The 26,976-nt window shown below is 33.3% G+C and carries 29 protein-coding genes; 2 read left to right on the forward strand and 27 right to left on the reverse strand.

The genetic code is table 11. The features are described from left to right. The first annotated feature begins 3 nt into the window (after positions 1 to 3). Both B4N66_RS02080 and rpe read left to right on the forward strand, forming a co-directional pair. Positions 4 to 867, forward strand: coding sequence for a sigma-70 family RNA polymerase sigma factor (locus tag B4N66_RS02080; protein ID WP_007804760.1), 864 nt, complete (start codon positions 4 to 6; stop codon positions 865 to 867). Between the two features lie 471 nt (positions 868 to 1,338). Continuing rightward, the gene (rpe, locus tag B4N66_RS02085; protein ID WP_291092087.1) at positions 1,339 to 2,001 is read left to right on the forward strand and encodes a ribulose-phosphate 3-epimerase; all 663 of its coding nucleotides are present in this window, start codon (positions 1,339 to 1,341) and stop codon (positions 1,999 to 2,001) included. A 3-nt stretch (positions 2,002 to 2,004) separates the two neighbouring features. Here the strand turns inward: rpe and B4N66_RS02090 are convergent, their stop codons facing one another. The 27 genes from B4N66_RS02090 to B4N66_RS02220 form a co-directional block, all read right to left on the reverse strand. Next, positions 2,005 to 2,424, reverse strand: a complete 420-nt coding sequence (locus tag B4N66_RS02090) for a CBS domain-containing protein (RefSeq protein WP_291092088.1) — start codon at positions 2,422 to 2,424, stop codon at positions 2,005 to 2,007. A 92-nt stretch (positions 2,425 to 2,516) separates the two neighbouring features. Further along, positions 2,517 to 3,329, reverse strand: a complete 813-nt coding sequence (locus tag B4N66_RS02095) for a zinc-dependent peptidase (RefSeq protein ID WP_291092089.1) — start codon at positions 3,327 to 3,329, stop codon at positions 2,517 to 2,519. Between the two features lie 33 nt (positions 3,330 to 3,362). Then, the gene (locus tag B4N66_RS02100) at positions 3,363 to 4,655 is read right to left on the reverse strand and encodes a phenylacetate--CoA ligase family protein (protein ID WP_291092090.1); all 1,293 of its coding nucleotides are present in this window, start codon (positions 4,653 to 4,655) and stop codon (positions 3,363 to 3,365) included. Then, positions 4,652 to 6,316 carry a C45 family autoproteolytic acyltransferase/hydolase gene (locus tag B4N66_RS02105; RefSeq protein ID WP_291092091.1) on the reverse strand — a complete coding sequence of 555 codons (1,665 nt, stop codon included), beginning with the start codon at positions 6,314 to 6,316 and terminating at the stop codon, positions 4,652 to 4,654. The genes B4N66_RS02100 and B4N66_RS02105 overlap by 4 nt, the downstream gene beginning before the upstream one ends. After that, positions 6,313 to 7,839, reverse strand: coding sequence for a phytoene desaturase family protein (locus B4N66_RS02110; RefSeq protein WP_291092092.1), 1,527 nt, complete (start codon positions 7,837 to 7,839; stop codon positions 6,313 to 6,315). Before B4N66_RS02110 ends, B4N66_RS02105 begins: the two co-directional genes overlap by 4 nt. Positions 7,840 to 7,841: 2 nt before the next feature. Then, positions 7,842 to 11,513 carry a 1-acyl-sn-glycerol-3-phosphate acyltransferase gene (locus B4N66_RS02115; protein WP_291092093.1) on the reverse strand — a complete coding sequence of 1,224 codons (3,672 nt, stop codon included), beginning with the start codon at positions 11,511 to 11,513 and terminating at the stop codon, positions 7,842 to 7,844. 8 nt (positions 11,514 to 11,521) lie between these two features. Next, positions 11,522 to 12,694 carry a DUF2062 domain-containing protein gene (locus B4N66_RS02120; protein ID WP_291092094.1) on the reverse strand — a complete coding sequence of 391 codons (1,173 nt, stop codon included), beginning with the start codon at positions 12,692 to 12,694 and terminating at the stop codon, positions 11,522 to 11,524. 10 nt (positions 12,695 to 12,704) lie between these two features. Beyond that, positions 12,705 to 13,190: a hypothetical protein gene (locus B4N66_RS02125; protein WP_291092095.1), complete on the reverse strand. Its 486-nt coding sequence runs from the start codon at positions 13,188 to 13,190 to the stop codon at positions 12,705 to 12,707. 1 nt (position 13,191) lies between these two features. Beyond that, positions 13,192 to 13,563, reverse strand: coding sequence for a 3-hydroxyacyl-ACP dehydratase (locus B4N66_RS02130; protein WP_291092096.1), 372 nt, complete (start codon positions 13,561 to 13,563; stop codon positions 13,192 to 13,194). A 31-nt stretch (positions 13,564 to 13,594) separates the two neighbouring features. Then, entirely contained in the window at positions 13,595 to 14,179 is a 585-nt protein-coding gene (locus tag B4N66_RS02135) for an outer membrane beta-barrel protein (protein ID WP_291092097.1), read from the reverse strand. Between the two features lie 19 nt (positions 14,180 to 14,198). After that, positions 14,199 to 14,798: an outer membrane beta-barrel protein gene (locus tag B4N66_RS02140; RefSeq protein ID WP_291092098.1), complete on the reverse strand. Its 600-nt coding sequence runs from the start codon at positions 14,796 to 14,798 to the stop codon at positions 14,199 to 14,201. A gap of 11 nt (positions 14,799 to 14,809) precedes the next feature. Next, positions 14,810 to 15,442 (reverse strand): hypothetical protein, encoded by a 633-nt coding sequence (locus B4N66_RS02145; protein WP_291092099.1) that lies wholly within the window; start codon positions 15,440 to 15,442, stop codon positions 14,810 to 14,812. Beyond that, the gene (locus B4N66_RS02150) at positions 15,408 to 16,034 is read right to left on the reverse strand and encodes a LolA family protein (RefSeq protein WP_291092100.1); all 627 of its coding nucleotides are present in this window, start codon (positions 16,032 to 16,034) and stop codon (positions 15,408 to 15,410) included. The genes B4N66_RS02145 and B4N66_RS02150 overlap by 35 nt, the downstream gene beginning before the upstream one ends. Further along, the gene (locus B4N66_RS02155; protein ID WP_291092101.1) at positions 16,024 to 16,800 is read right to left on the reverse strand and encodes a polysaccharide deacetylase family protein; all 777 of its coding nucleotides are present in this window, start codon (positions 16,798 to 16,800) and stop codon (positions 16,024 to 16,026) included. The genes B4N66_RS02150 and B4N66_RS02155 overlap by 11 nt, the downstream gene beginning before the upstream one ends. After that, positions 16,794 to 17,855, reverse strand: a complete 1,062-nt coding sequence (locus B4N66_RS02160; protein WP_291092102.1) for a beta-ketoacyl synthase N-terminal-like domain-containing protein — start codon at positions 17,853 to 17,855, stop codon at positions 16,794 to 16,796. Before B4N66_RS02160 ends, B4N66_RS02155 begins: the two co-directional genes overlap by 7 nt. Then, positions 17,852 to 19,051 (reverse strand): beta-ketoacyl-[acyl-carrier-protein] synthase family protein, encoded by a 1,200-nt coding sequence (locus B4N66_RS02165; RefSeq protein WP_291092103.1) that lies wholly within the window; start codon positions 19,049 to 19,051, stop codon positions 17,852 to 17,854. The genes B4N66_RS02160 and B4N66_RS02165 overlap by 4 nt, the downstream gene beginning before the upstream one ends. Before the next feature lie 10 nt (positions 19,052 to 19,061). After that, entirely contained in the window at positions 19,062 to 19,343 is a 282-nt protein-coding gene (locus B4N66_RS02170; RefSeq protein WP_291092231.1) for a phosphopantetheine-binding protein, read from the reverse strand. Next, positions 19,343 to 19,903: a 3-oxoacyl-ACP synthase gene (locus B4N66_RS02175; RefSeq protein ID WP_291092104.1), complete on the reverse strand. Its 561-nt coding sequence runs from the start codon at positions 19,901 to 19,903 to the stop codon at positions 19,343 to 19,345. Before B4N66_RS02175 ends, B4N66_RS02170 begins: the two co-directional genes overlap by 1 nt. Before the next feature lies 1 nt (position 19,904). Continuing rightward, positions 19,905 to 21,059, reverse strand: coding sequence for a beta-ketoacyl synthase N-terminal-like domain-containing protein (locus B4N66_RS02180; protein ID WP_291092105.1), 1,155 nt, complete (start codon positions 21,057 to 21,059; stop codon positions 19,905 to 19,907). A 7-nt stretch (positions 21,060 to 21,066) separates the two neighbouring features. Beyond that, positions 21,067 to 21,516: an acyl-CoA thioesterase gene (locus B4N66_RS02185; protein ID WP_248435443.1), complete on the reverse strand. Its 450-nt coding sequence runs from the start codon at positions 21,514 to 21,516 to the stop codon at positions 21,067 to 21,069. Next, a complete protein-coding gene (locus B4N66_RS02190) occupies positions 21,491 to 22,777 on the reverse strand; it encodes an ABC transporter permease (RefSeq protein WP_291092106.1) in 1,287 nt (428 codons plus the stop codon). Before B4N66_RS02190 ends, B4N66_RS02185 begins: the two co-directional genes overlap by 26 nt. After that, complete coding sequence (locus B4N66_RS02195) at positions 22,767 to 23,522, reverse strand: ABC transporter ATP-binding protein (protein ID WP_291092107.1); 756 nt, start codon at positions 23,520 to 23,522, stop codon at positions 22,767 to 22,769. Before B4N66_RS02195 ends, B4N66_RS02190 begins: the two co-directional genes overlap by 11 nt. A 6-nt stretch (positions 23,523 to 23,528) precedes the next feature. Continuing rightward, positions 23,529 to 24,524 carry a BtrH N-terminal domain-containing protein gene (locus B4N66_RS02200; protein ID WP_291092108.1) on the reverse strand — a complete coding sequence of 332 codons (996 nt, stop codon included), beginning with the start codon at positions 24,522 to 24,524 and terminating at the stop codon, positions 23,529 to 23,531. Continuing rightward, positions 24,524 to 24,928: a hypothetical protein gene (locus tag B4N66_RS02205; RefSeq protein ID WP_291092109.1), complete on the reverse strand. Its 405-nt coding sequence runs from the start codon at positions 24,926 to 24,928 to the stop codon at positions 24,524 to 24,526. The genes B4N66_RS02200 and B4N66_RS02205 overlap by 1 nt, the downstream gene beginning before the upstream one ends. Further along, positions 24,928 to 25,389: an ABC transporter permease gene (locus tag B4N66_RS02210; protein ID WP_291092110.1), complete on the reverse strand. Its 462-nt coding sequence runs from the start codon at positions 25,387 to 25,389 to the stop codon at positions 24,928 to 24,930. The genes B4N66_RS02205 and B4N66_RS02210 overlap by 1 nt, the downstream gene beginning before the upstream one ends. Positions 25,390 to 25,392: 3 nt before the next feature. After that, complete coding sequence (locus B4N66_RS02215) at positions 25,393 to 25,830, reverse strand: hypothetical protein (protein WP_291092111.1); 438 nt, start codon at positions 25,828 to 25,830, stop codon at positions 25,393 to 25,395. Beyond that, positions 25,831 to 26,964, reverse strand: a complete 1,134-nt coding sequence (locus B4N66_RS02220) for a beta-ketoacyl-ACP synthase III (protein ID WP_291092112.1) — start codon at positions 26,962 to 26,964, stop codon at positions 25,831 to 25,833. It abuts the gene before it with no gap. Positions 26,965 to 26,976 lie beyond the last annotated feature (12 nt).

Here is a 26,976-nt window from a genome sequence, read left to right on the forward strand (position 1 = left end):
TAAATGAGACAGCTTAAAATCACCAAGCAGGTTACTAATCGTGAAACTGCTTCCCTAGACAAATACCTACAAGAGATTGGAAAGGTTGATTTAATTACAGCCGATGAAGAGGTAGAATTAGCTCAACGCATCAAAGCCGGCGATCAACGTGCTTTGGAAAAGTTAACTAAAGCTAATTTACGTTTCGTGGTATCTGTTGCTAAACAATATCAAAATCAAGGACTTACACTTCCCGATTTAATTAACGAAGGAAACTTAGGTTTAATTAAAGCCGCACAACGTTTTGACGAAACCCGTGGATTCAAATTCATTTCATACGCAGTATGGTGGATTCGTCAATCTATTCTTCAAGCCTTGGCAGAACAATCTCGTATCGTTCGCTTGCCATTGAACAAAATTGGTTCTATCAACAAAATCAACAAAATGTATGCTTTGTTAGAGCAATCTAACGAAAGACCACCTTCTGCTGAAGAAATTGCAAAAGAACTTGATATGACTGTAAATGATGTAAAAGAGTCAATGAAAAACTCCGGTCGTCATTTATCCATGGATGCTCCTTTAGTTGAAGGTGAAGATTCAAATTTATATGACGTTTTGCGTTCAGGTGAGTCACCAAATCCTGACAGAGAATTAATTCATGAATCACTTCGCACAGAAATCGAACGTTCATTAGAAACCCTAACCCCAAGAGAAGCAGACGTAGTTCGTTTGTACTTTGGTTTAGGCGATCAACACCCAATGACCCTAGAAGAAATCGGAGAAACCTTCGATTTAACTCGCGAACGTGTTCGTCAAATTAAAGAAAAAGCAATTCGTAGATTAAAACACACCTCAAGAAGTAAAATATTAAAAACTTATTTAGGATAAATTTTTTCTATACCAATTGCCTTTGATTTATAAAAGTAATTCGTATTTTGCGAGTCTAAAATTGACACGTATATACTAAAAATAGTAAAATTACAAACAGTTTAAACTGTTCGTTTTTTGATTGATGATTGAAACTCCGGCTGATTACCGGAGTTTTGCTTTTTTGGGAAGCAAAACTCCAGTCTGTTCGCTACGCTCGGGTTCCCGGAGTTTTGCTTTTTATGGGCGTGACCACAAGGGTCAGGCTTTCCGTTACAAGTCCTCACAAAAAACACCATTTTCTAAAACCCAAAAAGAGCTTCCGTTGGTCGCTTTTTTGACTCAAGAAAATTGGCGTTTTTTGTTCCGGGCTTTTCACTTCAATCCTTCACGCAAATCCGTGCCAAAAAGAAAATTCAGGTTTTACACAAAACACTTCCCCATTTGCCTTTAAAATTTTACTTTTGCACAAACAACAACTACAACAACACAATGAAAAAAACGTTAATTGCTCCTTCAGTCTTAGCAGCCGATTTTGCCAACCTTCAACGCGATATTGAAATGATTAATGCCAGCGATGCCGATTGGTTTCACATCGACATTATGGACGGCGTTTTTGTTCCCAACATTTCTTTCGGAATGCCGGTTCTAGAAGCCATTTCAAAACATGCAAAAAAAACAATCGATGTTCATTTAATGATTATCGACCCTGATTGCTATATCAAAACATTTGCTCAATTGGGCTCTACCAACCTAACAGTTCATTACGAAGCTTGTACTCATCTACACAGAACACTTCAGGCCATCAAAGCCGAAGGAATGAAAGCTGGAGTTGCTTTGAATCCGCATACGCCGGTTAGTTTATTAGAAGACATTATTAACGATATTGACTTAGTTTGTTTAATGAGTGTAAACCCAGGTTTTGGAGGACAATCATTCATTGAAAAAACATATAAAAAAGTAAAAGAATTAAAAGAAATCATCACTCGCAACAACGCTTCAACTTTAATTGAAATTGATGGTGGAGTAACCAACAAAAACGCTAAACAATTAGCCGAAGCCGGAGCAAATATTTTAGTAGCAGGAAATTTTGTTTTTAAAGCAGAAAATCCGACTCAGACGATATCGGATTTAAAGAAGTTATTGGATAATTAAAAACTAATACTGTTTCAACAAATACTTTATTATATCTGTTGTTGTAACAATTCCAACCAACAAATCACCTTCTACAACAGGAAGTGCATGAAATTCTCTTGAAGATAAAATTTCAGCCACTTCTTTGATGGTGGTTTCTGGCGAAACGGTAACAAGTTTTTTGGCCATGACTTGTTCAACAGTAAACATATTGTAAACTGTAACATCTACCACTTCATCTTCGTCATCAACAGCATCGACAAAAGAAATACGCAACAAATCGGTGTAACTCAACATTCCTATAATTTTATTACTGTTTACAACCGGAATGTGCCGAATATGGTGCTTTTTAAAAAGCATTTCTGCTTTAGTCAAATCATCCGTTAAATTGAGTTTAATAACATTTTTTGTCATGATGGTCGAAACCGGAACCTGCTTTTTCATCTTAATCTGCTTTAATTCTAAACAAATTTCAGCATTAAATGACCACACACAAATGACAGATATCATAGTTTAATTGAGACTTTTTTTGTATCTTATTCAATCTGAAAATTTATCATTTTTCTTACTTTTTCATACAATTCAGGAAATTCTCTTCTAAAATCATCCGGTGTTTCAAAAAAATGTTCCAACAAAACGGCTATAAATTCAAAACTGTTTGAAAAAGCATAAATTCGAAAATAATTAGATTCTATTAATTTCTGAGCCACCTGTTTTTGAGCCGTATAATCTAAAATTGCATTATAATTTCTGGCAAAAAGAATTGAGCTCTTGTCTGTTCGTTTCAACCCTTGAAAATGTATGGCGTGGGCAAATTCATGTAAGCCTAAATTCAAATTATCATTGTGGTATTCATATCCTTCCAAAAAATCTTTCCATGAAAAAACAATGGCTTTCATTCTGGGATTAAATTCTCCTTTATGCCAAGCATCATTGGAAGTAGAGTAATACGGCTCTGGATAAATGATGATTTTGTCAAACACATCAATTAAATATTTACGCATACCAAAAGTTAGCTTAACTGCTGTAGCAGCAATAAAAACTTTTATTTCATCATTCAAAACCAAATCTTCTTTGGCAATAAATTGATAGTTTGCCATAAAAGTTGCCAACCGATGCTCAAAATGTTTCTTTTTTTTATCCGAAAGACGGTTGTAAAAAGCAATTTTATGTCTTAGAATTCGCTGCTGTTCTTGCGTCAACGTTTTTGGTGAAAAATAGAAATGCACAAAAATTGGTTTGTGAAATAGTTTGGCATAAAAATACTCCACCACATAAAAAACAACAATTGAAAACAAGACAAATCCTAATAATAAAATAACCAAAATAAAAACGTTCATGCCATCCATCACTATACTTTTTGTGGTTATTTAATCAATTTACTAATTCGTTCTTTTATCAATCAACGTAGTTGGTTTTCTGTTTTCGGGAGAAAAAATAATTGGTAGTAAATCTTCTTTTGTCACGACTTCTAATTTTGGAGTAACTCTTAATTTTGCCTTGAAATGATTTTTTACTTCGTGAATAAATGCCTCCGAATTATTCGTAGTAACAATCTTAATTAAAATTTCATCTGTTCCTAAATCGTTCGTAAAAATTTCAATAACATGATTTTCAACTTCCTCAAAAGAAGTAAGCAAATCGTGCATCGCCGGCGGATACAAAGTGGTTCCTTTATATTTTATCATATGTTGTTTTCTACCAACCACCGGGCCCAATCTCAACGAATTTCTTCCGCATTGGCAAGCATCGGTGTGCAACTGAACAATATCACCGGTTTTGAATCGCAAAAGCGGCATGGCTTCTACTCCTAAAGTGGTAATGACTAATTCACCTGTTTCGCCTTGTTGAACTGGCTCATTTTCATCATCTAAAACTTCCACAATGATTAATTCCGGATGATGATGACCGCCAATAAAATTTTCACATTCGGTGAAAGCCGTACTCATTTCGGTAGAAGCATAAGATGAAAATAACTGAATCGGCCATTTCTGAGTAATTTTATCCGAAAGCAAAGTGGGATTAAAATCCTGATCCCGCAATGCTTCGCCAATGCAAATAACCCCTTTTACACTTGATGATTTATAATCTATTTGATGATTTTCAGCATATTCAATCAATTTCAATAAAAAAGATGGTACTGAAATTAAATAGGCCGGTTTATATTTTAAAATGGAATCCCATTGCAATTCCGGAATTCCGGAACCAACGCGAATGACACCCGCTCCTAGTTTTCGCAATCCCAAAAAATAAGCTAATCCGGCCATAAATCTTCGATCCATCGTGGTCATCAACTGTACGACATCGCCTTTTTGAATTCCGGCACATTGAAACGAAATGGCTTCATTATAGGCTAATCTTTCTAAATCATTATCGGTTAAACCAATGGTTACAGGACTTCCTAATGTTCCCGAAGTGGTTACGTAATCAATAATTTTATCTCGTGTAACACAAAAAAAATCATCGTTGAATTCCTGTAAATCTGTTTTAGTTGTAACGGGAATTTGTTGCAAATCTTCCAAGGCTTGAATCGCATTGATATCAATTGAATGATGCGAAAACAATCGTTTATAAAACGGTGAATTTTGATTCAAATAGGCCAATAATTCCTTAAGTTTTTCACTCTGAAATGCATAAATTTCTTCAACCGAAGCCTTTTCTATCGCTGGAATCATCCTGTTTTTTTATTAATTTTCTTTAAATAATTTTCTATCTTTTTTCTATCAGGAACAGTTGTAATTTCTTTTTCCAGAGCTTTTTTAAATTCAATTTCAGCTGCTTTATACCATTCTTTTTGATAATAATATTCTCCAATTCTTGCATAAACCAACCAAAAATCAGAATTTAAATTTTGATATTCCTTAGCAAACCCTGTTTCCAAAGTTAACTTTTCTTTTAAAACCTCATCCAACTTTCGATCTAAAATTCTAAACTTTTCATAATCGGCATATTCTTTCGTGTTTAAAAAATCATCTTTTGGAATAGTAGCAGATTCTTTCACAGAAACTGTAAAATCCCCTTTCATTTTACTAAAAACTTCTTTCAAATCATACGCTACAAATTCGCCCAATTGATAAGGATTGGAAGAAACCCAAACCATCAATTGTTCCGGTTTAAAAATCACCGCATGATGAGCCCGAAGCTGATTGAGAGCTTTTTCATTTCCAAATCCGATTTTGAGTTCGGCAAGACCATCTTTATTTCGAAGAATTTCGGCCATTTTTTCAGGAGTCATTTTGTCTTTTTCTTCCAACAGTTCATTCATTCGGTCAAAACGATATTGCGAGTGACTTTCTTTAATATGTTCCACATTTCGCTCATCTGATTGATAAGCTTTACTTTGAAAATGATTGGAACAAACAAGTTGATTGGAATTTTCAACTTCATACACATCAAAATTATCGGGAGCCATTTCAATCAAAACCGCTTTTTTGTCTTTGGCACTTCCCACCATAATTGATTCAGAAACAAAAACTTCTCTTTTTTTGGCAATTGCAATGGCTTCATCTATCGTGGAAGCATACTGCAAAATTTCTCTCGTTACAATTGATATTGGCGTTTTGGCCACCAACGGAATATCCGATTTTCCGGCATTGATAGTTACGGTCAAGCCTTCTGCATTCATTCCGGAAAGCACGCCAATCATTCCGCCCCAAGTAACATTCATAAACGGAATTCCTTTTTCGGGTTTAACAAAGAGTATGATTTTATCTTTTGCAAAATCGTCTCCGGCATAAAAATCAAAGTTTCTGCCGATGAGTAGTGAACCATCTTCCGATTTATCGCCCCAAACCGCCATCGATGAACAGCCCACCAAAGCCAAATCCTGCAAAGCATGACCAATATCGTGGGCTCCGTGGAGGTAAAGACTTCTTAAATACTTGGGTGCAATGGAGTTAAAATCTTCCGATGCATATTCGGAAATTCCGTAGATTTCGGTTTTAAATTCTTCCGGAATATGTAGATATAGTTTCCGGTTATACCATTTTAGAAATTGCCGTAATAATTTCTGTTTGAAGGTTGACGGAACCATTTCCTGTATTTTAGAAAAAAAAATACGTTCTTGGTTTAAAAATAAATCTTCGGATAAACCTCCAATTAATAATCCTCTTTGTAATTCATCTCCCGACACATGGAGTTCCCAGAGTTGTTGTTTGTTTTTGATTATAAAATTTTCACCAGAAACAAAAAGAGAATCATTCCTTTTTTCGATGAATGGTTTTTTAAATTCAGATGAAGCTAATTGTGGTTTATCCTGAAGCGATTTGGAAATTCCACAAGACAAAAAAGTGGTTCCAATAAAAAGAAAAAGTAGTATTTTGAATACAATTTTCATTCCTTCGCTTTGAGTTCGCTGTTGATTTTATTTACCAAATATTCTTTTCCGAGAATTTCAGAACAAGTTACTACAGCTCCAATTGTTACACCTAAAACGCCGTGCATGCTGATACTCTGACCGGTAAGAAAAAGATTTTCGATCTTAGTTTTTGGGGAAATAAAAGTTACCATTGGGTTGTTTGAATCTTTTACATAACCATATAAATTCCCGTTGTGACCGCCAATATAATCTCTGTAAGAAAGTGGCGTAGAAGCATGAACCGATTTAATGCATTCTCTGATATTTGGCATTTTCTTTTCGATTTCTTTTAGAAAAATTTCAATTTTATCGTTCTTGAATTTTTCATATTCTTCTCCCCTGTCTTCTTTATTGGCAACTGTGTTTTTAGTATTTTCCCATTGTTCCACTTCATCAAAACGCATGTAGGTTATTGCCGTTAAACTTTCAGCCCAAACTTGATTTTCTTCTGAAACATTCATCGAAATCATATAACATTCCGGCCAAGATTCTTGGGTATATTCGGCCGCTTTCCAAATTCGAGTGGCATCTTTTACGTGGTAATTATTATAATTTCTATAATTTAAACATTCCGGTTTTAGCACAATATAGATACTAAACGGAGCAATAATTGCTTCTAAACTTTGAATTCTGTCGTAATACGCTTTTCTAAATTTATCTTTCCCTATTAATTTTAAAGTAGTTTTGGGTTCAATATTAGAAATAAATAAGTCACCAAAGTATTCGTTACCATTTTTCGTTTTAGCTGAAACTAATTTTCCGTCTTCATAACCAAAACCAACCACTTCGCTGTGCTTATACGTTTCTCCACCATACTTTTTCAACTGTTTGATGAGCTGCTTAGTAATCTGACTTCCGCCATTTAAACATCGCCAAGAACTTTGAATATAGGAGTTAACTGAAAGTGCATGTACATAAAATGGTGTTCTGTAATCATCACCTGCATATAAGAAATTTGAACCGGCCAACACTGCTTTTAATTTTTCGTTCGACGTTAATTCATCTAATAAAGCTTTTGCATTGATAGAAAGCACTTCATTTTGATAACCACCTTCACTCTTAAGGTTATAAAGCGGAAATGAATCGCAGGCATAAACAATTTTTTCGCAATATTCTCTGAGTACTTTTTCTTCATCAGGAAAATAGTTCAACAATTGTTGTACAAAATTTTCATAGCCTTGGGCATGAGGATACTGGTTAGCATCGCCTTCAAAAGTGATAACATCATAACCATCTTCATCCATCTTTTTTAATTTAAGATGTTCCATGATTCCGATGTATGAAAAATAATTGTGTAAATTCTCGCCTTCAGACAATCCGCCGATGTAGTGAATTCCGGTATCAAAAATAGTTTTATCGCGAACAAAGGTTTGCAGATTGCCACCAAATTGGTTGTTTTTTTCTAAAACACAAACACTTTTTCCTTCTTTTGCCAAAATTATTGCAGAAACCAGACCGCCAAGACCGCTTCCCACAATGACAACATCATATTTCTTTTTCAAATTCACGATTTTATAAAAACTAATTTGGTTTTTTCTTCTTTTAAAATATTGAATCCTGCTTTTAGAATAACATCTTTCAATTCAAAATGATTAAGTAAAATGATTTTATTTGGCTTGGAAATATAATCAGTCAAAATTGATTCTTCTGTTTTTGAAGAAATTAGTAAGGTATCAAAATTACCAATTTCAGTCAATTGATCAACATAACAAATATCACGTTTTTTGACTAAATAATTAGTTCTTGCTACACTTCTTTTTTCTTCATCAAGTATATAACTTTGAATCTTTCTTTTGGCTTGTTGCAAGGTGAGCAAAACATCTAATTGACCATAATCATTCGCAAAATGAAGAATTTTTGCGGACGAAGAAATATGATCGTTCAGATTGAAATATATGCTTTTATTCTTTTCAAAATCAGCTTTTACAGCTTCGATAATTTCTGATTCTTTGTAGAGAAAACTTAAAAATAGTTTGTTTTTAAAATAATTTTCGTCTTCTCTTTCACTTCTAATTTTAGCAAATTCCTGTCTGAAAAGTTTATTAATCGACTTGGTTCTTTCTGAATAGTTTGCTCCAAAAGAAGCGTCTGAAGCTTCAATTCGTTTGCCAATTATTACTGTAATATTTTCATCATAAATAATATGATCTCCTTTGGGAAGTGTTTCTGCATTTCCATGAATATAAATCGGCAAAACATCCAAATTAAATTGTTCTGCTAGATAGAATGCACCTTTGTGAAAACGCTTAATATCATTGTCTTCAGAACGTGTTCCTTCGGGAAAAACCATCAAAAGGTATCCATGTTCAACTCTTTTTTTCAAATGTTCAACTCCGCCTTCTAATCCCTGCGAAACCGGATAATAGCCCGCTAAGCGAACCACTCCGCCAAAAACAGGCGATTTATATACCCAATCATTTACCAAATAAATCACACGATGCGTTACCATTCCGGTTGCTAACGTGTCTAAAAAAGAAGTGTGATTAGCAATAACGATGGCCGATTTCTCAAACTTTTCATCATGTAAATTCACAATTTTCTTTTTAACAAATGGATTGGAATATAAAACCGATTTCATGAATTTAGAAATGATTTTTCTAAACCAACTTGTTCTTGTTTTGGCATTTACGGGCAAGAGATACAAAATTATCCTCCCAAAAAAAGAAAAAACTAAACCACCGGTTCCATAATAAATAAAAGAAAGTGTGGAATGCACCAACAATCTAAGTGAAATGGGCGAATTTCCTCTTTTTGGTCGATTGATGATGCAGATTGTAAACAGAATTGGATAGAAAACAAATGTGATGATTAATGCCGAGAAAATTCCGATGAGCGACACGGCTGAAATGGATTTTAAAGCAGGATGTTTGGCAAAAATCAAAGCTCCAATTGCCAGAATAGTTGTGATAGCCGCCATTAATATTGATGCTCGGTAAGTTGGTAAAACATTCTTACCATAAGTATATTCTTTTTGCAACGCACTGGTCATAAAGATGCTGAAATCGACTCCAAGTCCAAAAATCATCGTACAAACAATTGTGCTAAAAATATTGAGTTGCAAACCGAACAAATTCATTAATCCGCCTGTCACAATTCCGGTTATTACGATTGGAATTGCACTTAAAATTACCAATTCAATTCGCTTGAAGAAGACAAAAAGAATCAGTAAAACGGCAATTAGTGAATAATTAATCAAATTAGTAAAATCATCACGTAATTGACCTAAAAAGGTTTCATTCATGTGTTTTCGGTCGATTACAACTAAATTTTCATGCTTTGCAATAGCTTCTACAAAATTTTCTCTTTCATTCAAATTTAATTTCACTAAAGAAGAAATAGTATAAAAACCTTCTTTTTTGGAAACAAATTCTTTTAAAAACAATGCGTTTACAGCTTCATAATCGCTGAATTGTATTGGTAAAAACTCTCCATTCAATAAATTGAAAAATTGTTGATGCGTTTCTTTTTTAAAACCCAACGATTCACCGTTTGCAATCAAACTTTTTTGGAGAAAATTTTTCTTTTCCGATGTCCAAAACGTTTTCCATTTTTCAATTTTATATTTTTGATCGTTTTCAGACAAAACCAATCCACCGATGGAACTAAAGGTCAAAATTTCTTTATTTTCTTTTCGTTTTAGAAGATCTTTATAAATTGTGTTGGAATGTGCTAATGCTTCGTCAATCGAATTCCCATAAGACGTTAGATAAATCGATTTTGAAGTTAGATTCGTTGCGTTTTCTAATTTGCTTTCTGCCAATTTAATTTCATCGGGAACATAATTAAGTTCGGATAAATTGTTGTTGAAAGTTACATTTTTGAACGTAAACAAGCTTACCACAACAATTATCAAACAAGAAATGATTAAAAATTTATTTTTATGAAACGAAAAAAAAGCAATTTTATCTAAAACTGAATCGGGTTTTTCTTCTGTTATTTCTTTTGGTTTATATAAATGCGGTACTATCAAAAGTGATGAAATGGCAGAAACCATGACGCAAACTGCAGCAAAAATTCCCAAATCTTTCAATGCTTCAGAATGAACAAAGAGCAAACACAAAAAAGCAATGGCTGTTGTTCCGCTACTCATTAGCAATGGTTTTACAATGTCTTTATAAAGTGTTTCTACATTATTGTTGTGCTTGTAATGCGTGAGAATGTGCAACGAATAATCAATCGTAATGCCCAATAAAACTGCACCAACACTTAATGAAATTGCAGAAATACTGTCTTTTATAAAATATAAAACCGCCATCGCAATTACTACTCCAAAAAGAGTTGGAATAAAAATGATAATTGGCACTAAAATATTTCTGTAGAAAAAAATCAAAATCACAACCAAAAGACTCAGTGAAATGAGTACCGTTGTCAAGATATCTGTTTTAATCTGTTTAGCATTTGCAACAGCTATAAAGGAAGAACCAAAATAAGTTAACTCGGATTTTCCTTTAAACTCATCGTTAAGCTGTTGCTGAATTTCTTGCAGTTTCTCTACAAACAACTGACTTTTTTCAGTTTCGGTTCCGGCTAATTTTGGGGTGATGAATAGTAATAATTTGGAACTGTCTTTGGTAATTAAAAAACCATCTTTCAACTGAAAATCGTCACCGCTATTGAGTTCCTGCAACTTTTTTAAACCCATAAAAGAGATGCCGATCGGATCATTTAAAATGAAATCTTTAGCCACAATTCCGGTTGGCGAAATTAGGGTTTTATAATTTTTTTCAACTTGAACAGCAATACTATCGTTGTTGAGTTTTTTATCAATTAATGCATAATCAGCTTCATCCAAAAAAAGTGGTAAATTATCATACACAAATTCAATGGTTTGTTGAATGTTATCATCATCTACTTTTCCTTGAATTTCTTCAATATACTGATTTAGTGAAGTGGTTTTTTCTAAAAATGCAGTAGCCGTTTCAATCAAATCATCCTCAGAACCATTTTTATCTTTTTCAATAATGACGGTTATTTTATCTGAAAAATTAATTTGCTGAAGGACTTTTGCCGTGACATCCGATTTTTCACTTTTGGGAATAATTCGAGTAATGTCTTCTTCAAACTGAATTTGAGAAGCAAAAAATCCAAAAAAGCACAACAATGCAACAGCTATTGCAATAGCAAAGAGTTTCTTTCGCTCAACGAAGCGATAAATTGCAATAAAAAATTGTTGCATGTTCCTTTTTATTTAATCGATTTTTTGGACAGCGAAAGTAACAAATAACTTCCAACTCCAAAAACTATTGCGGCTACAGTTGCCAATACAAAACTTCCCACAAGATATTGTGTTAAATTGGATTTTACAACATCCAATGTGATAGAATTATCAAATCGAAGTGGTTTTGTATTTCCCACAAAAAAAGAACCTATTTCTAATGACCCGAAAATAATAAACGGAATCATTGGCGGAAAGCTTATGTTTGAGAAAGCGAAAGATAAAGCTTTGTTCAACCTAAATAAAACGGCCAAAGAAATGGATAAAATGGTTTGAAAACCCCAAAAAGGAGCAATTCCGATAAACACACCCAAAGCGATGGACGATGCTTTTTTGAGAGTTGAATCTGAACTGGCTAAAACATCTTCGCGAATGAAATCTTTAAACTTTTTTTTTACCAATTTTTGAAAAAAATCTCTTGGTTTGATGTAAAGTAGTGTGATGATTACCAAAACCGTATTCAACACACTAATTCGGCTGAAATCGCGAAACGGACGAAAATGTGAAACCCGCTCATTTGGATCATATAAAATATTGATAGGAATATTTTTTACCGGAATTCCATTCCAAGCCGCTCGAACGATGACTTCTATTTCAAATTCAAATTTTCGGGTAAAAAATTTTTTTGGGATTGAATTTAATGGATACAAGCGATAACCTGATTGTGTATCGTCAAGTTTAATACCGGTTTCAAACCAAAACCAAAAGTTAGAAAACTTGTTTCCAAAACTGCTTTTCTTTGGAACTCCGTCTTGGTTCATGTTTCGGCTTCCGATGAGTAATACATCTCGCTTTTCTTCTTCCAAAGCTTTCCAAAAAAGCGGAATATCGTTTGGAAAATGTTGCCCGTCAGAATCAATCGTAATGGCAAAATTATAGTCTAATTGTTTTGCTCTTTTAAAACCTTCTCGCAGAGCAACTCCTTTTCCCATGTTTTCAGGAAAATGAATTTGTGTGAGTTGCGGATATTTTTGTAAAATTGAAAACGTTTCGTCTGTAGAACCATCGTTAACGATGATAATGTTTTTTGTATGATTTAAAACACCATCAATAACTCGTTGAAGTGTTTTTTGATTATTGTATGTTGGAATAATAACGCACGTTTCCGCTTTAATTTTACTATTGATATTGGTTTCATTCATAAAATTAGGGTTAGTTTGCCATTAACTCCTTTTCTTGTGCTGTAAACGATTTTGATTGGTTGACAAAAGCTTTTAAATGTTCTTTTAATGCTTTGTTTTGCTTGTCAAATGTAGTTAAAATAAGCTTTTTATCCTCTTGGATATTCGATTTATAATTAAGGATTTTGGGTGTATTTTCTTGAATACTTAACCTGATTAATCTAATTTCGGCATTGTTTGGATCTGCTTTCAATGCTTTTTCAAGAATTTGAATTCCTTTTGTAAAAAGGTCCTTTTTTGTTTTTCTGTCTGATGCAAATTTTGCTTTCAGTGCGATTGAAGCACCTTTGTAGGCCAACATTGTTTTATTATCGCCGGCATAATTTGCCATTGCATCACTAAATTCTTCAGATTTTTCCTTTGATTTTGAAGCATTAATATAATCTTCTCTCACGGTTGAAAGATCCTGACTACCGGAGAAAAAAATTAGAAATACTATGGAAAATAAAAACTTCAAATTATGCTATTTTGTAGGTGTTGAATAATTTTAACGCAACAGTTTCATCAAAAAAAGTAGTGTTTTTTACTTTAATTTCTGAATCTAAATCTCCGCTAAAATCTAATTCGAGTCGCAGCTTTGGATTTACTTCCGGATTGATTAATGCCATAAATTTGACATTGGAAGAGCTTTTTAAAATCAAAGAACTTCCCAAGATTTCCTGAGAAAGCTCTTTGATAATTTGCATCATACAAACGCCGGGCGTTACAGGATTTCCGGGAAAATGACCTTTAAAAATGGCATGTTCTTTATTTAAAAAAACAGTGGCATTGTATTTTTCATCTGAAATTTTCTCGATATTTTCAACTGTGTAGAAATCCTTTAGTAACATGGGTTAATTTTTATATGAAATATACGTTTTTTTATTTTAAATCAAAAGAATACGAAACGCCGAATTGAAATAACTGATTTAGTTTCACTTCATCAAAATTTCCATTGCCGTTTTCGTCGTTGTATTCGTTGTAATTATCCCCAAAGATATCGACTAAACCTTGTTTAAATCGAACATCGACAGCTAAACCATTTTCAAAAGTATAACCGATTCCGCCCATTAAAGCAAAATCTACTCCGATTAATTCATCACTAAAAAAAGTTGGTAAATTATCACCTACTTTAAAATCGATAGTTGGACCAACTAAAACATTAAATCCACCACCAAAAGTAAATTTATTTGTAATTCCCAAAGATAAATAGTCAATTGAATAGTTGTCATTGTCTGCTTTAAACCCTTGTCTTGAATAAATTACCTCAGGTTGTAAAGAGTAGAAATCTACAAATTTTAATTCAAATTGTCCTCCCACAAAAAAATCAGTTTTTGAATCAACTTCAAAGTTTGTAACTTTTGCAATATTAACCCCACCTCTCAAACCGGGTTTAAACTCAAATTGTGCATTTGAAACCAAAGTTCCTGAAAAAATAAAAACGAAAATTGCTAAACACTTCTTCATGATTAAAAATAGTTAAAGTTTATTTTATATCAAAAGTATAGGAAACGCCTAACTGAAACAAAAAGTTAGTATTATAGTCACCAACGTCATAAGAATTACTGCTAAAATAATCTGTTTCATAAATATCGATTATTCCTTTTTTAACTCTTGCTTCAAGTGATAAATCTTTAGTGACATTAAATCCTAATCCAAAAATGAATGCTAAATCAACATCAGATTGAGTAAATCTGTTTTGTCCCGCTTGAAAGTCGATTGTTGGTCCAACATGCATATTAAATTTATCCTTAAAAGTAAATTTGTTCACAATAGCAAAGGAAATGTAATCAACAGAAATATCTTCTTTAAATACATCATAATCTCCTGTTTGATTATTATAAGCTTCAACCAACACATCATCTCCACCTTGTCTGGAATAGCTAATTTCCGGTTGAAGAGTATAATATTTTGTAAGTTTCAATTCTCCAAAACCTGCAATGTAAAAATCTGTACTTGTGGAAGCATCAGATTGTGTGATTTTAGACAAATTCAAACCACCTCTAAGTCCAGGTTTAAAAGTTACTTGGGCGTTTACATGTGTTAATCCGAAGAAAAACAAAAAGGCAATAACGATTTTTTTCATGTCAATTTTAATTAATTACTAATTTGATTTAACTCTATTTTTAATTTAATATTTTTATGTTCAATGGTAATATTTTCGGCAAAAGTAGTGTTTTTTCCTTCAAAGCGAATAACAAGTTTTTCTTTTGTTTTGGTTGTATGTGCTAGTTGAATTAACTTTTGATCTGACTTATTTTTGGTTAAGTAGTTGTAACGCTTACCGTCTAATACTTTGTAAATTGTTTGTGATTGATTTTCAAAAACTTCTTCTACTTTATGATTTTGTCTGAATACTAATCTAAAATCATCTTTTAATGTGTTCAGTACAATTTTCTTATTCAATTCATCCACACAATAATTCAGTTTAAAACTATTTTCTGAGACTTCAAAATCGAGTAATGTATTTCCAAAATCAGTAGTTAAAACGGCACGATGTAGAGTGTCATTGATTTTTTTGGTTACAAAAATTCCTCCTAATTGTTTTCCATAAACGTCAATATTTGCTTTGTAAACATAATCTTTTTCAGAATCGGAAAAATAAAGGTTTTGAAAGTTTTTTTGGCTACTTTCCATCTTCGTTGCGTTTGGAATTTCATACGTTTTGCAAGAAACAAAAAGCAAGAATAACCCACTACTGATTAAAAACCGCATCATCAAATTTGGCATTTAGCTGTTTATTTTTAAATACAATTTTGGTAAAATCGTTCGATGGTTCAATTAATCTTACTTGGGAAACAGTTGACTCTCCAATTGGAAAATACAATTCCACTAATTTGATATATTTTTTTATTGTAGCCGTTTTAGGAGTTAATTTAGTGATATAAAATTCTTTGTTTTTGACATATTCAATTGAAAATTCTTCGTCGTCAAACAGGTTTCCGCTCACGCTTCCTACAATCAATTTATTTATTTTTTCAAACATTTTGCTGTTTCCGGCATTAATGCTACTTTTTTTTCCTTGATCGTTGATGTAAACTTTATTATTTTTAAAAATAATACTGTACTGATACGGATTGGTATATTGCCAATTCAATAAATTAGGCGATTTAAAATACATTTTACCCGAAGTTTCAATGTCTTTTGATAAAAAACTGAGGTGTTTGTATTGAATAAAATCAGTTTTTAATGATTTGATTGTTTTAGTTTCTTTTTCAACCGAAGTTTTAAATGTAGAAATTTCAGCTGCAGACATTTTCTGTTCTTGAGCAAAAACAACAAAATTCATACATAAAACAACAAGCAATATCCTAATTTTCATAAGCCGAGAGATTTAAAAGTTTATCCACAGAAACGATGGAATAATTTTCTGATTTCAAAAATAGCAATAACCGTTCCAATACATTGACAGATTTTTGAGAAGTATCGTGCAACAGTATAATTCCGCCCGGTTTAACTTTGTTTTTTACGCGTTCAAAAATAATATTTTCGTTTTCATAAACGGTGTCTAATGAACGAATATTCCAACCAATAACATGATGCTTTGTTTTAGAAATTGCTTTGGCAATCATTGGATTTGTTACACCAAACGGTGGCCTGAAAAAATTCATTTTAAGTCCTGACAATTGATGAACTAATTTTGTTGTTTTTGTAATTTCATCTAATACCTTTTGAGAAGAAAAAAATCCGAAATTTTCAGAATGAGAATAACTGTGATTACCAACCAGATGGCCTTCGTCAATAATTCTTTTAAAAAGCTCGGGACTATTTTCGATTTGTTGTCCGATGCAAAAAAAAGTGGCTTTCACATTAAATTGTTTCAGCAAATCAAGCACTTTTTCGGTCATTTCGTGAGGACCATCATCAAATGTCAACGCAATTTCCTTAGAAGTAGCATTTGGTTTGGATGAATACGCTTTGGTAAAATAATTCAATCGAATATCAAACGATCCCCACGCGGTTAATCCCAACCAAACTAAAAAAAGCAGCAAAAAAAATGTCCAATGAACTGCTGTAAAAAAGGTGAGAGTAAACAAAACCAATACAACAGCAACACAAAAAAGAACTATTTTTTTATGTTTTAGCATTTTTTGATTAAGGTTAAACTATGGTCTTTTCCTCGGTATTGATTGTAAAGTAAAACGGTTTGATAATTTCCTTTTTCAACAGAATTCATCTTCACATCAGCAGGAATAGTTTGTAATTTCAATATATTTGATGCCATCCAAAGTCCGAATCCCGAAGCAGTGTAAAATTCTCCGCTCAAATGTTTGTAATAGGCTTGCGAAGTTGTGTTGAATAAATCGCTAACTTGATTAAAATAAACATCAAATTCCACATCACCATTATTTCCCAACACAACTAAATCTATGTCGTTTGGATTGATTTTATTATCACTCAAAAATGTTTTTACATAACCCTGAACTTCATCAACTTCCAATGAATTTAGGATGGAAATAGCTTCCAAAGTTGCATAAGAACTTTCCTTTTGCTGATTTTCCAATACAAAAAAACTGGCTCCTTCACTCAGAATCATTCCTTTAGAAGTAGGATTTAAAACTGAAAAAGGTACATCTTCTTGTTTTTTAATTTTTCCTGCAATGCGTTGCACATCAATATTATGTTGAGCCGTTTCATCAATTCCACCCACTAAAACCGAATTGGCTTCGTCACTTTCAATTTGAAGTTTGGCATCTAACAATGCTGTTTCAAAAGAAACTGCTCCGTTTACGTACGTAAAATTATATCCTTTGCATTGTAGCCCAAGAGCAATTTGTCCCGCGACAGTATTGTGAGTAGATTGTATAAAAGAAGTTGGCGTTAAAAACTGTTCGTTATTATCTAAAATGGCTTTCAAAAACTTTTCAGAATCTTCCAAACATCCCAATCCGGTTCCGGTTATAATGGCATCGGGAACCTCAAGATTGGCTTCTTTTAAGGCTTGTGTGGATGTAAAGATTCCCATTTTTACACCTTTTGCCATTCTTCTGATGAAAGAAGGCGAAATAACTTCGGTATAAGAAGGTTGCTTCGCATTCAACACTGTTTCTGTAGTGTTGATTTCAATTTCTGATAAAAAATTGGAATCCACTGTTTTTTGAGCAGAAATGCATCCTATTCCGTTGATATAACTCTTTTTCATTTACTTTTAGAAAATAGAACGGTTGAACAATTTCCTCCAAAACCAAACGAATTCGACAGCACATGGTTGATGTTTTTTTCTTTCAATGTGGTTTGTGGAATCAAATTAAACTCTTCCATTGGTTTTTTAAAATTCATATTCTGAAAAACCAAATTATGTTGCAAAGCCAACACACTATAAACTGCTTCAATGGCAGCAGCAGCAGCTAATGTATGACCTGTAAATGCTTTTGTGGAGCTAAAATCGGGCACACTATCTTTAAAAATTCTCAAAATAGCTCTACCTTCAGACAAGTCGTTGTTGGGTGTGGCAGTTCCGTGAGCGTTGATGTAATCAATATCTTCGGGTTGAAGATTGGCTAATTTGAAAGCCTTTTGCATGGCCAAGAAAGCTCCTTCACCATTTTCTGAGGAAGCTGTTTGATGAAAAGCATCGTTGGCATTTCCAAAACCGCTGACATAAGCCAATACTTTTTTATTGTTTTTTTGAACAATTTCATCGGATTCTAACACTAAAAAAGCAGCTGCTTCACCGAGATTTAAACCTTTTCGGTCGTTATCAAAAGGTGTGTTGTATGTATCGGATAAAATCATCAACGTTTTAAATCCATTGATGGTGAATTTCGCCAAAGCATCGGTTCCGCCCACAATCACTCGGTCTAATTGCCCGGATTGAATTAATCTGCAACCTAACATAATGGCGTTGGCAGCAGAAGAACAAGCAGTACTAACAGTTGTTACCATTCCTTTCAGACCAATATAATCGGCTATTTGATGAGAAGAATCGCCTGCATCATGACTATTGAGGAATCGTCTCGTTGATTCATCTTTAAAATATTCATAAAAATATTTTTCGTTCAAATCCATTCCGCCTACACTTGTGGCAGAAATAAAACCGCTACGGCAATCGTTTATGTTGCTAATGTTGGCATTTTCAATGGCTTCGCAAACAGCAATTGCACCTAATAAAGTTGTTCTGGAAAAATTGTTGTCTTCAGACAAATTGAGTTTTTGAGCTAATTGTTGGTTGGTTAATTTAATTTCACCCACCTTAATTACCTCTTTGTGAATTGTTTCTAAATTTTCAATAGTAGAAATACCGATTTTACCGCTTTTTAACGATTGAAAGTTTTCTTCAACAGAATTTCCTATTGAAGAAATGATTCCCATTCCGGTTATTGCAACTCTTTTATTCATTAACAATTATTTATTTTGTACGATTTGCAGCGATGTAATTAGCCATTGTTTCAACCGATTGAAAGATGGTTTTTCCTTCTTTTGGATCGGTTAATTTAATACCGTAATCTTTGTCTAACAAAACGATTAATTCGAGAGCATCGATTGAATCTAAACCAATTCCGTCTCCAAACAATGTTTCGTTGTCATCAAATTCTTCAACAGAAATGTGTTCTAAATTTAATGCTGCAATAATTTTTGCTTTTAATTCTTGCTTTAATGCTTCCATATTATTATTTGTTCTTTGTTTTATTATTCTACTAAAAATAGTTTTGCCAAATACTTTTCTTCAAAATATTCTACCCATCCGCAAAGCACTTTTGTTGCTTTTTTACTTTGTAAAAGTGATTTGGCATATTGCGTCAAAAATACTTCATTATTTTCTTCAAAAACAAAAAAAGCATTTTCAGATTTTAACTGATGTTTAATACTTATTTCTCCTACACAAATGTTTGGTAACGTGTAAACAAAAACGGCAGGACTTGGAAAATAATTTCCCTTGTCATCAATGGAATGCTGGTACTTTACATCGGTGTCTAAACTAGATGATTGGTTAGCAAAAACCAAAGCAATATTGTTTTCTGATTCGGCAACTATTTGTTCACTTAAAACCATTTCTGATGCTAAAAATGCTAATTTACTCAAATTGTCCATTTTAAAAAATTTTGGATAATTTATTCCGAAATTTTTATAAGCAGACTTAGCAAATTCTGCAAACGAAACCTCGTCTGAATCAAACACTTTTTCATCATTGATAAAAATTGCATTTGCTTCAATTTTGCAGGAAGTTGTTATGGTAAATTTACGTTCCAAATTAGTTTATCTTTTCAAAAATTACAGCTGTATTGCACCCTCCAAAACCGGAAGCAGTTTTTAAAAAATAATTGATTTCACAATTTTTATTCTCTTTAATCACAGCAATAGATTGGGTTGTTCCGTCATTCTGAAATCCTTTTGATACAATCAATTGGTTTCGTTTGGCACTTTCTATCGCGATAACTGTTTCCAACAAACCGGAAGCTCCCAACGTGTGACCGTAAAATCCTTTGAGGCTGTTTACCGGAACGTTTTGCAAATGTAATCTATTGAATGCAATTGCTTCCATTTCATCATTGTATAAAGTAGCTGTTCCGTGTGCGGAAATATAATCGATTTCTTTTGATGTAATATTAGCTTCCGTTAGTGCACTTTCAATACTTCTGAATAATCCTTCGCCGGTTCTTGATGGCCCGGAAATGTGATTGGCATCGTTTATTGCTCCATCACCACATATCTTTATATCATTTGAAACAATTTTATCTTTATCTGAAGTTATATAAACTGCTGCAGTTGCCTCACCTAAAGTAACTCCATTTCGTTCTGAATCATACGGCTTACAAGGTAATTCACTCATGGCTTGAAATGAACTGAATCCGGATAACACAAATTCTGAAACCTCATCACCCGCCAAAATAAAAGCATCGTCATAAACACCTACTTGAATCATTCGTTTAGCGACTGCAATTGCCAAAACTCCTGAAACGCAGGCATTTGAAAGCACAATGGGTTCGGTTGTAAAACCAAATAATGAGCTTATTTTTTTAGCTAAGAAAGCCAATTGAGCTTCTTTTACCGGATTTGATTCTAATTCTAACGAACTGATATTTCCTTTTGTAGTTGAAAAAACAAAAGCTGTTCGGTTTGAAATTTGATGTTTTTCAACCAAAGGCAATAAAGCCAACAGCAACATTTTTTCTAATTTGGTAAATTTTTTATCTGAAATAGAAAATGGAAAAACAGTTTTATTGAAAACCTCATCCAATTGAGCAGTTGAAATAATAGAAGCGTAAAATTGTTCTAAATTTCCAACATTTTTGTGGAGTTGAATTCCGCTATTACCTTTTTGAAGTGCATCCCAATTGGAATAGACGTCAAAACCTAACGGAGTGATGCAATTGGTTTGGGTGATATAGACACTTTTATTGTTCATCAAAAAATTATTTTAAAAGCCCGACTTTTCGTTTCCATTCTTCATAAAATGGAGGATTGTTTAACGATAAATTTCCGTTTACATCCACAAAAACCTGAATTGTTTCGCCGGTACAGGCAATTTCATTATTGGCATCAAAAATTTTATATCTAAAAATCATTTTAGCTGCCGGAGTGTCAACAATAGTAGTTTCAATTCTGGCAACATCGCCGTAACGTAAAGAAAGCTTGTGCTCACAAACCGATTTTACAATTGGTGTTGTAAAGCCATATTTATGCACATCGAGATAGGAAATTCCGTGTTCGCGACCAAAGGCTTCTCTCCCATCTTCAAAATAAGTGATGTAATAGCCATGCCAAACAATTCCGAGCGGATCGGTTTCATTAAATCGCACCCTGATATCTTTGGAAATAGTTAGCTGCGAAGCTTCATCATACTGCTCTTTTCTTTTTGTCATAAACGATTGCAATGGTTACTGTGATTATAAAAAACAAAAGTAATAAACTTATTTCGGGCAAAATTTCTAAAACACCGCCATTTCGGAGTAAAACATCATAAAATGCATTCAATCCCCAGTTCATTGGTGAAATATGTGCGATGAATTGCATCACTTTTGGCATAGCAAAAACAGGAATCCACACGCCGCCCATCGCTGCTAAAATCACCACCGAAGTTGCTCCGAATGGGGCAGATTGTTCTTGTGTTTTGGCTAATGTTCCCAATAAAATTCCGAAACCAACTGCTGCTAATCCGGCAAAAATGGCTACGATACTCATTAAAAATAATTTTCCGCTTACGTCAAGAGCAGGTAAGCCGATGTGTGGAAAAAGATAAATTCCAACAGTAACCATCAAATAGAATTGAATCATACATATTACCAAATAAGTTGCTGTTTTTCCGGCAATAACCACGGCATAAGGAACAGGATTGGTAATTAAACGAACGAGTGTTCCTTGGCTTTTTTCCTTAACAATATTGATGGACAGCGGCACAACGATGAAAAAAATGGCAAACAATGTCCAAGCCGGCACATTATGCTGAACCGAATTGGGTAAAATTTCTTTGTTATCTATAGTTGGTACAATTTCTTTAAATGAAATAAAACTCTCTTGTTCAAAAACGGGTTCGTCGCCTTCGCCTAATTGTTCTTGAAAAGTGGTGTAAATAGAGCTTGTTTCAATTTGAGAAATCATTCGGTCAATGGCATTTTTTACTCCATTCTTAAACGACAATTGCGTTGCGGGGTCAAAATATAACTTTATTTCTTTGGGTTCTATTTTCTGATTTTCAACTTCGGAAGAAATGGAATCAGTTAACCCAAACGAGCTAACAATTCGATCCACATTTTGATTTACTTTTAATTGCAAATCGGAACTTAATTTTTCCGGAATTATAATTGCCAACTGATATTTTCCTTTAAAAACGGCTTCTTGAGCTACTTCTTCCGTAATATCTTTACCGTTTAATTGGGTTAGCACTTCAAACGAACCACTTTCATTCAAGTTTTGACGAACTGTTTTTGAAATTGTATCGTTATCATTATCCACTAACAAAATTGGAATTTTTACATCAGACATCGATTTATAAGTACCATCTTGAATGAGTGTGATGGTGATGATAAGAATGAGTGGCATTACAAAAAGTATCACCAAACCACCAAAATCTCTTTTGAGTAGCAGCGTTTCTTTGTAAACCGACATGAAAAACTTATATAACATCGCGAAGTTCTTTTCCGGTTAATGAAATAAAAACATCTTCTAAATTCGATGCTTTTTCTGTTTCTGCAATCAATTGTTTTGGCGTTCCTTGAGCAAAGATTTTACCTCTGTCGATAATGGCAATTTGCGTGCAAAAATCTTGAGCTTCAACTAAATGATGAGAAGTGTAGATTATGGTTGTTCCTTTGGAATTGAGTTCTTTCAAATAATCAATAATTACATTTTTCGATTGAACATCTACTCCAACGGTTGGTTCGTCTAAAAATAAAATTAACGGATTGTGCAAAATTCCGGCGATCAGGTTGACACGCCTTTTCATTCCGCCTGAAAATGTTTCTACTTTTTTATCGGCAAACTTCAATAAACCTAAATGATCCAACGATTGTTCAACTTTTGACTTTAATTCTTTTCCTGTTAAACCATACATGCTTCCAAAATACAACAAATTTTCTCTTGCTGTCAGGGTTGGATATAATGCATATTCTTGTGGAACAACGCCCATTAATTTTTTAATTTCTGTTGCGTTTTTTTGATAGGATAATTCGTTGATGGAAAATTTCCCTGAAGTAGGTTTGATTAATCCGCAAAGAATAGAAAGTAACGTTGTTTTTCCGGCTCCGTTTGGCCCCAATAATCCGAAGATTTCCTTTTCTTCAATAACTAAATTTAGATTATTTATTGAAAAATCATCGGCATCTTTATACTTTTTAAAAAGTTGTTCGATATGAATTATGGGTTTTTTCATGAAAGCTTAAATTGCTTTTTTGAGCATTTTAAAGAAATTTTCTTCTAAATCGGCAATGTGCAAAAGTTCTTTTGAAAGGCTATTATAAACATCAGTTTGGCTACTTCTGTTTTTATAAACACGGGAAGCATTTACAGCAAAATCTCTCCATAAATCCCCAATTCTGGTCATTTCTTTGGAAAGTTCATACAATTTTTCATTTTTTAGAATTGGAGCGGCTTCTTGTAAAAAAGCAGCATAAATAAAACGAAACCCTCCGCCTCCGGTGCCAATTTCTTCTTGCATGCGAACCATTTGAGCAAGGTAATGGTTGGCTATTTTATTTCCTTTTTTATCGGCCCATTTCGGAATACTTCTGGCGACCATTCTAATTCCTTTTACACCCACAATTGGAATTGGTGCTAACATTTCCCGGCAGGTATTTTTGATTCCTTTTTTAATGGCTCCCTCCCAATCAATTTCTGTGGGAATATGAATCGGATAATACATTTGACCTTTTGGAGCTAACGCACCTTTGGCAAAACGAACTTTTTCCAGTTCAGCTTCTGTTAAGGTCGTAACGGTTTCCATTACAGGATCACTAATTAAAAAATGATTGTCCTTTTTGCCGTAAACCACCAAATTGTGAGCATTGAAATGAAAGCGATATTCATCCGGGAAATAAGTTAAGTTATAAACACCTACTTGAAGTCCGGTAGGAATATTGTTTCTTAAATTTTCTTCTAATGCAATTTGAGCACTTTTTTCGTTTGAAAATTTAATTCGCTTTACTTTAATACCGAGTCTTTTTGCAGCTCTGTTAAAAATAAAACCAGGCATTGGTCTGTAACTAATTGCCGGAGCATGATTGACTTTTAAGATTGGAAGGTAGAAAAACAAGATTCCGGAACCAATTCCAAAAACCATTGGTTCGCTAATATTAATTCCTTGATGCTTCAAGAGATTGGAAGCAACACCATTTTCGCAATGAGCGGATTGATGATGAATAAAATTTGTTTCCATTATTCTCCTTTAAAATTTTTTAGCTCTTCGACAGAAATCTCAAAAGCTTCGGCATATTTTGATAAGACTTTATTGCTTAATTTTTTAAAAACGGATGGTTTTCTGTGTCTTTTTATTCTCCAAATCCACATTCCCACATAGGAAGATAATACAACCCAATCCATTTTATGCACTTCCATGAAGTAAACAATTGGACTTGAAATACCATTTTTCACATCTTCTTTTGCTTTTTCAATCCGTTCGTTTATATCTTGAAGAGAATTTTGCAATGCAATGGTTTTGGGTTCCCAACCAGTGCTTAAAGCAGTGGTATAGTTGCCATTTTCATCGGTTGCATAACACAATTCTTTGATGTTATTTTTGGACAAATTGCCCTTATCCTGAGGTACTTCTTCCTTTTTCATTAATTCGTTTTCTGGATATAGAGGTTTAACTCGGCTTCAAAAAGTAATTCGGTTTCAAAATAAGTGGTACATTTCATACTACATATTTTGTATTCATCGGCATCAAATCTGGAAATTAAACTTGCTTTTGTTTGAATTGTATTCCCAACTTGTGGTAAGGAATCAACTTGCAATTTTTTTATTCCGCTGATAAAACCAACTACACTTACATCTTCTTTTTCATTGTGATTATCATCAATAAAATAGGATTTTGCTACAATAGATGAGCAGGTTTGAGCCGCATTTTCAATTAATCCTATTTCTGAAAAAAAAGAATTTTCAACAAAAAGATTATCATTTTTAATTTCAAAAACAGTCACAACCTCATCTTCATTAAACTCAACAATATAATCAACCATTAACATCGGAGCACGATGCGGCAGATAATTTTGTATTTCGATTAAATTTTCCAGAGGCTGCATATTTTAATTTGCTAAAACAGTTTTCATTTGTCCTTTGGCAATTTCAACACTGTTTAATTTAGATGAAATATCTACCAAAGTTACACCCATAAATTCATGAAGAACCGTTACAACTGTTTCAATTTCATCATTTAATTTGGGCAAATGATTGATTTCGATGCTTTTTATTGAACCGATATAGCCCACCGGAGCAGGTTGTTTTTTCAAATAAAACTGATATCCTGTGTATAAAGCTACTGATTGAGCCATGTGTTCAATTAAACCTGATTCTTGAAAAACTTCATCTTTTACAAAAATGTTATTTTCAGGAACTGTCAAGCCTACGACAATTTCATTTTCCTTAAAATCAATCAGCTTATCAACCATGACGAATGGAAATTTTTGCGGAATTAAATTTTCCACAAAGTTTTTATCTAAAATTGGTAAAACTACATTTTCCATTTAGCAAACAGTTAAATAGGCATAAGCATATGAAAAACGACCACTCTCAGGAACTGAAAGCAATAATTTATCTCCTTTTTTCAATTTTCCGGAATTCATGATTTCTTCCACCATCAAATAAATAGAAGCAGAACCAACATTTCCTACATCTTTTAAATTCATAAACCATTTTTCCATCGGAATTTCTATTCCTTTTTCAGCTAATGATTTTGCCAATTTATCTACAAAATAATGCGAAGAAACATGTGGAAGAAAATAGGTTATTTCGTCCGGATTTATATTGTTTTTGTCCAAAGCAGCTTTCATACTTTCTGCTCCTTTTTCCAAAATATATTTGTCTAATAATTTCACATCTTGTTTGATGGCAAAAATCGATTGTTCTAACCATTCGTTTGAATGAAAATCACTCCATGGTTTGATTTCGCCATTTTCTAATTTATCACCCCCGGCATACATACAAGCTTCTAATTCGTGAGCATAGGAGAAAGCTTCCATCCATTCAATTTTTAACGGATTTTCGCCTTTTGGCTTATTTTCCAATAAAAAAGCAGCGGCTCCATCGGACAACATCCAACGAAGAAAATCTTTTTTGAATGCTAAAATTGGATGTTCTTCAATGCTCTGTTCATGCACAATTTCTGCTTCATATTTATCGGCAAGCAACCACGTTGAAACTCTTTCTGAACCTGTGCAAACCGCATTTTTTGAATTTCCGGATTTAACTGAAAGGAAACCAAACTTTAATGAATTCATTCCGGCATTACATACACCTGAAGATGAATTCAATTCTACCGATTTATTTTTCATCAAACCGTGAACCATTGCCGCATGAGATGGTAATAAGTTATCGGGAGTAGATGTTCCGCAAGAAAGCACTTCTACATCTGTTGATTTAAATGAATCATCATACAGTGTTTCTATTGCCAAATTAGTTAATTCTGCATTGGTGTGTGTTGGAACACTATTTTCGTCTAACGCATAATATCTTGAGACGATTCCGTTTTTACGAAGAATAATTTTTCGTGCTTTTGAAGCGGAATTATTAATTAAACCTAAAAAAGATTCCATTTCATCATTAGAAACAGCTTTGTTTGGCAAAAATTTTCCAGATTTTGTTATGTAAACTTCAAACATATATTCAGTTGG

Source organism: Flavobacterium sp. UBA2787 (assembly GCA_002352205.1).
Taxonomy (GTDB): domain Bacteria; phylum Bacteroidota; class Bacteroidia; order Flavobacteriales; family Flavobacteriaceae; genus Flavobacterium.

Excerpts from the sequence above, each read along its gene's own strand:
- B4N66_RS02095 (WP_291092089.1), bottom strand. The coding sequence starts at position 3,329 with ATGGATGGCATGAACGTTTTTATTTTGGTTATTTTATTATTAGGATTT.
- B4N66_RS02155 (WP_291092101.1), bottom strand. The coding sequence starts at position 16,800 with ATGCTAAAACATAAAAAAATAGTTCTTTTTTGTGTTGCTGTTGTATTG.
- B4N66_RS02105 (WP_291092091.1), bottom strand. The coding sequence starts at position 6,316 with ATGAAAATTGTATTCAAAATACTACTTTTTCTTTTTATTGGAACCACT.
- B4N66_RS02195 (WP_291092107.1), bottom strand. The coding sequence starts at position 23,522 with ATGAAAAAACCCATAATTCATATCGAACAACTTTTTAAAAAGTATAAA.
- B4N66_RS02220 (WP_291092112.1), bottom strand. The coding sequence starts at position 26,964 with ATGTTTGAAGTTTACATAACAAAATCTGGAAAATTTTTGCCAAACAAA.
- B4N66_RS02165 (WP_291092103.1), bottom strand. The coding sequence starts at position 19,051 with ATGAATAAAAGAGTTGCAATAACCGGAATGGGAATCATTTCTTCAATA.
- B4N66_RS02180 (WP_291092105.1), bottom strand. The coding sequence starts at position 21,059 with ATGAACAATAAAAGTGTCTATATCACCCAAACCAATTGCATCACTCCG.
- B4N66_RS02200 (WP_291092108.1), bottom strand. The coding sequence starts at position 24,524 with ATGGAAACAAATTTTATTCATCATCAATCCGCTCATTGCGAAAATGGT.
- B4N66_RS02100 (WP_291092090.1), bottom strand. The coding sequence starts at position 4,655 with ATGATTCCAGCGATAGAAAAGGCTTCGGTTGAAGAAATTTATGCATTT.
- B4N66_RS02145 (WP_291092099.1), bottom strand. The coding sequence starts at position 15,442 with ATGCCAAATTTGATGATGCGGTTTTTAATCAGTAGTGGGTTATTCTTG.
- B4N66_RS02090 (WP_291092088.1), bottom strand. The coding sequence starts at position 2,424 with ATGAAAAAGCAGGTTCCGGTTTCGACCATCATGACAAAAAATGTTATT.
- B4N66_RS02115 (WP_291092093.1), bottom strand. The coding sequence starts at position 11,513 with ATGCAACAATTTTTTATTGCAATTTATCGCTTCGTTGAGCGAAAGAAA.
- B4N66_RS02210 (WP_291092110.1), bottom strand. The coding sequence starts at position 25,389 with ATGCAGCCTCTGGAAAATTTAATCGAAATACAAAATTATCTGCCGCAT.
- B4N66_RS02130 (WP_291092096.1), bottom strand. The coding sequence starts at position 13,563 with ATGTTACTAAAGGATTTCTACACAGTTGAAAATATCGAGAAAATTTCA.
- B4N66_RS02135 (WP_291092097.1), bottom strand. The coding sequence starts at position 14,179 with ATGAAGAAGTGTTTAGCAATTTTCGTTTTTATTTTTTCAGGAACTTTG.
- rpe (WP_291092087.1), top strand. The coding sequence starts at position 1,339 with ATGAAAAAAACGTTAATTGCTCCTTCAGTCTTAGCAGCCGATTTTGCC.
- B4N66_RS02205 (WP_291092109.1), bottom strand. The coding sequence starts at position 24,928 with ATGAAAAAGGAAGAAGTACCTCAGGATAAGGGCAATTTGTCCAAAAAT.
- B4N66_RS02150 (WP_291092100.1), bottom strand. The coding sequence starts at position 16,034 with ATGAAAATTAGGATATTGCTTGTTGTTTTATGTATGAATTTTGTTGTT.
- B4N66_RS02190 (WP_291092106.1), bottom strand. The coding sequence starts at position 22,777 with ATGTTATATAAGTTTTTCATGTCGGTTTACAAAGAAACGCTGCTACTC.
- B4N66_RS02160 (WP_291092102.1), bottom strand. The coding sequence starts at position 17,855 with ATGAAAAAGAGTTATATCAACGGAATAGGATGCATTTCTGCTCAAAAA.
- B4N66_RS02140 (WP_291092098.1), bottom strand. The coding sequence starts at position 14,798 with ATGAAAAAAATCGTTATTGCCTTTTTGTTTTTCTTCGGATTAACACAT.
- B4N66_RS02185 (WP_248435443.1), bottom strand. The coding sequence starts at position 21,516 with ATGACAAAAAGAAAAGAGCAGTATGATGAAGCTTCGCAGCTAACTATT.
- B4N66_RS02120 (WP_291092094.1), bottom strand. The coding sequence starts at position 12,694 with ATGAATGAAACCAATATCAATAGTAAAATTAAAGCGGAAACGTGCGTT.
- B4N66_RS02215 (WP_291092111.1), bottom strand. The coding sequence starts at position 25,830 with ATGGAAAATGTAGTTTTACCAATTTTAGATAAAAACTTTGTGGAAAAT.
- B4N66_RS02080 (WP_007804760.1), top strand. The coding sequence starts at position 4 with ATGAGACAGCTTAAAATCACCAAGCAGGTTACTAATCGTGAAACTGCT.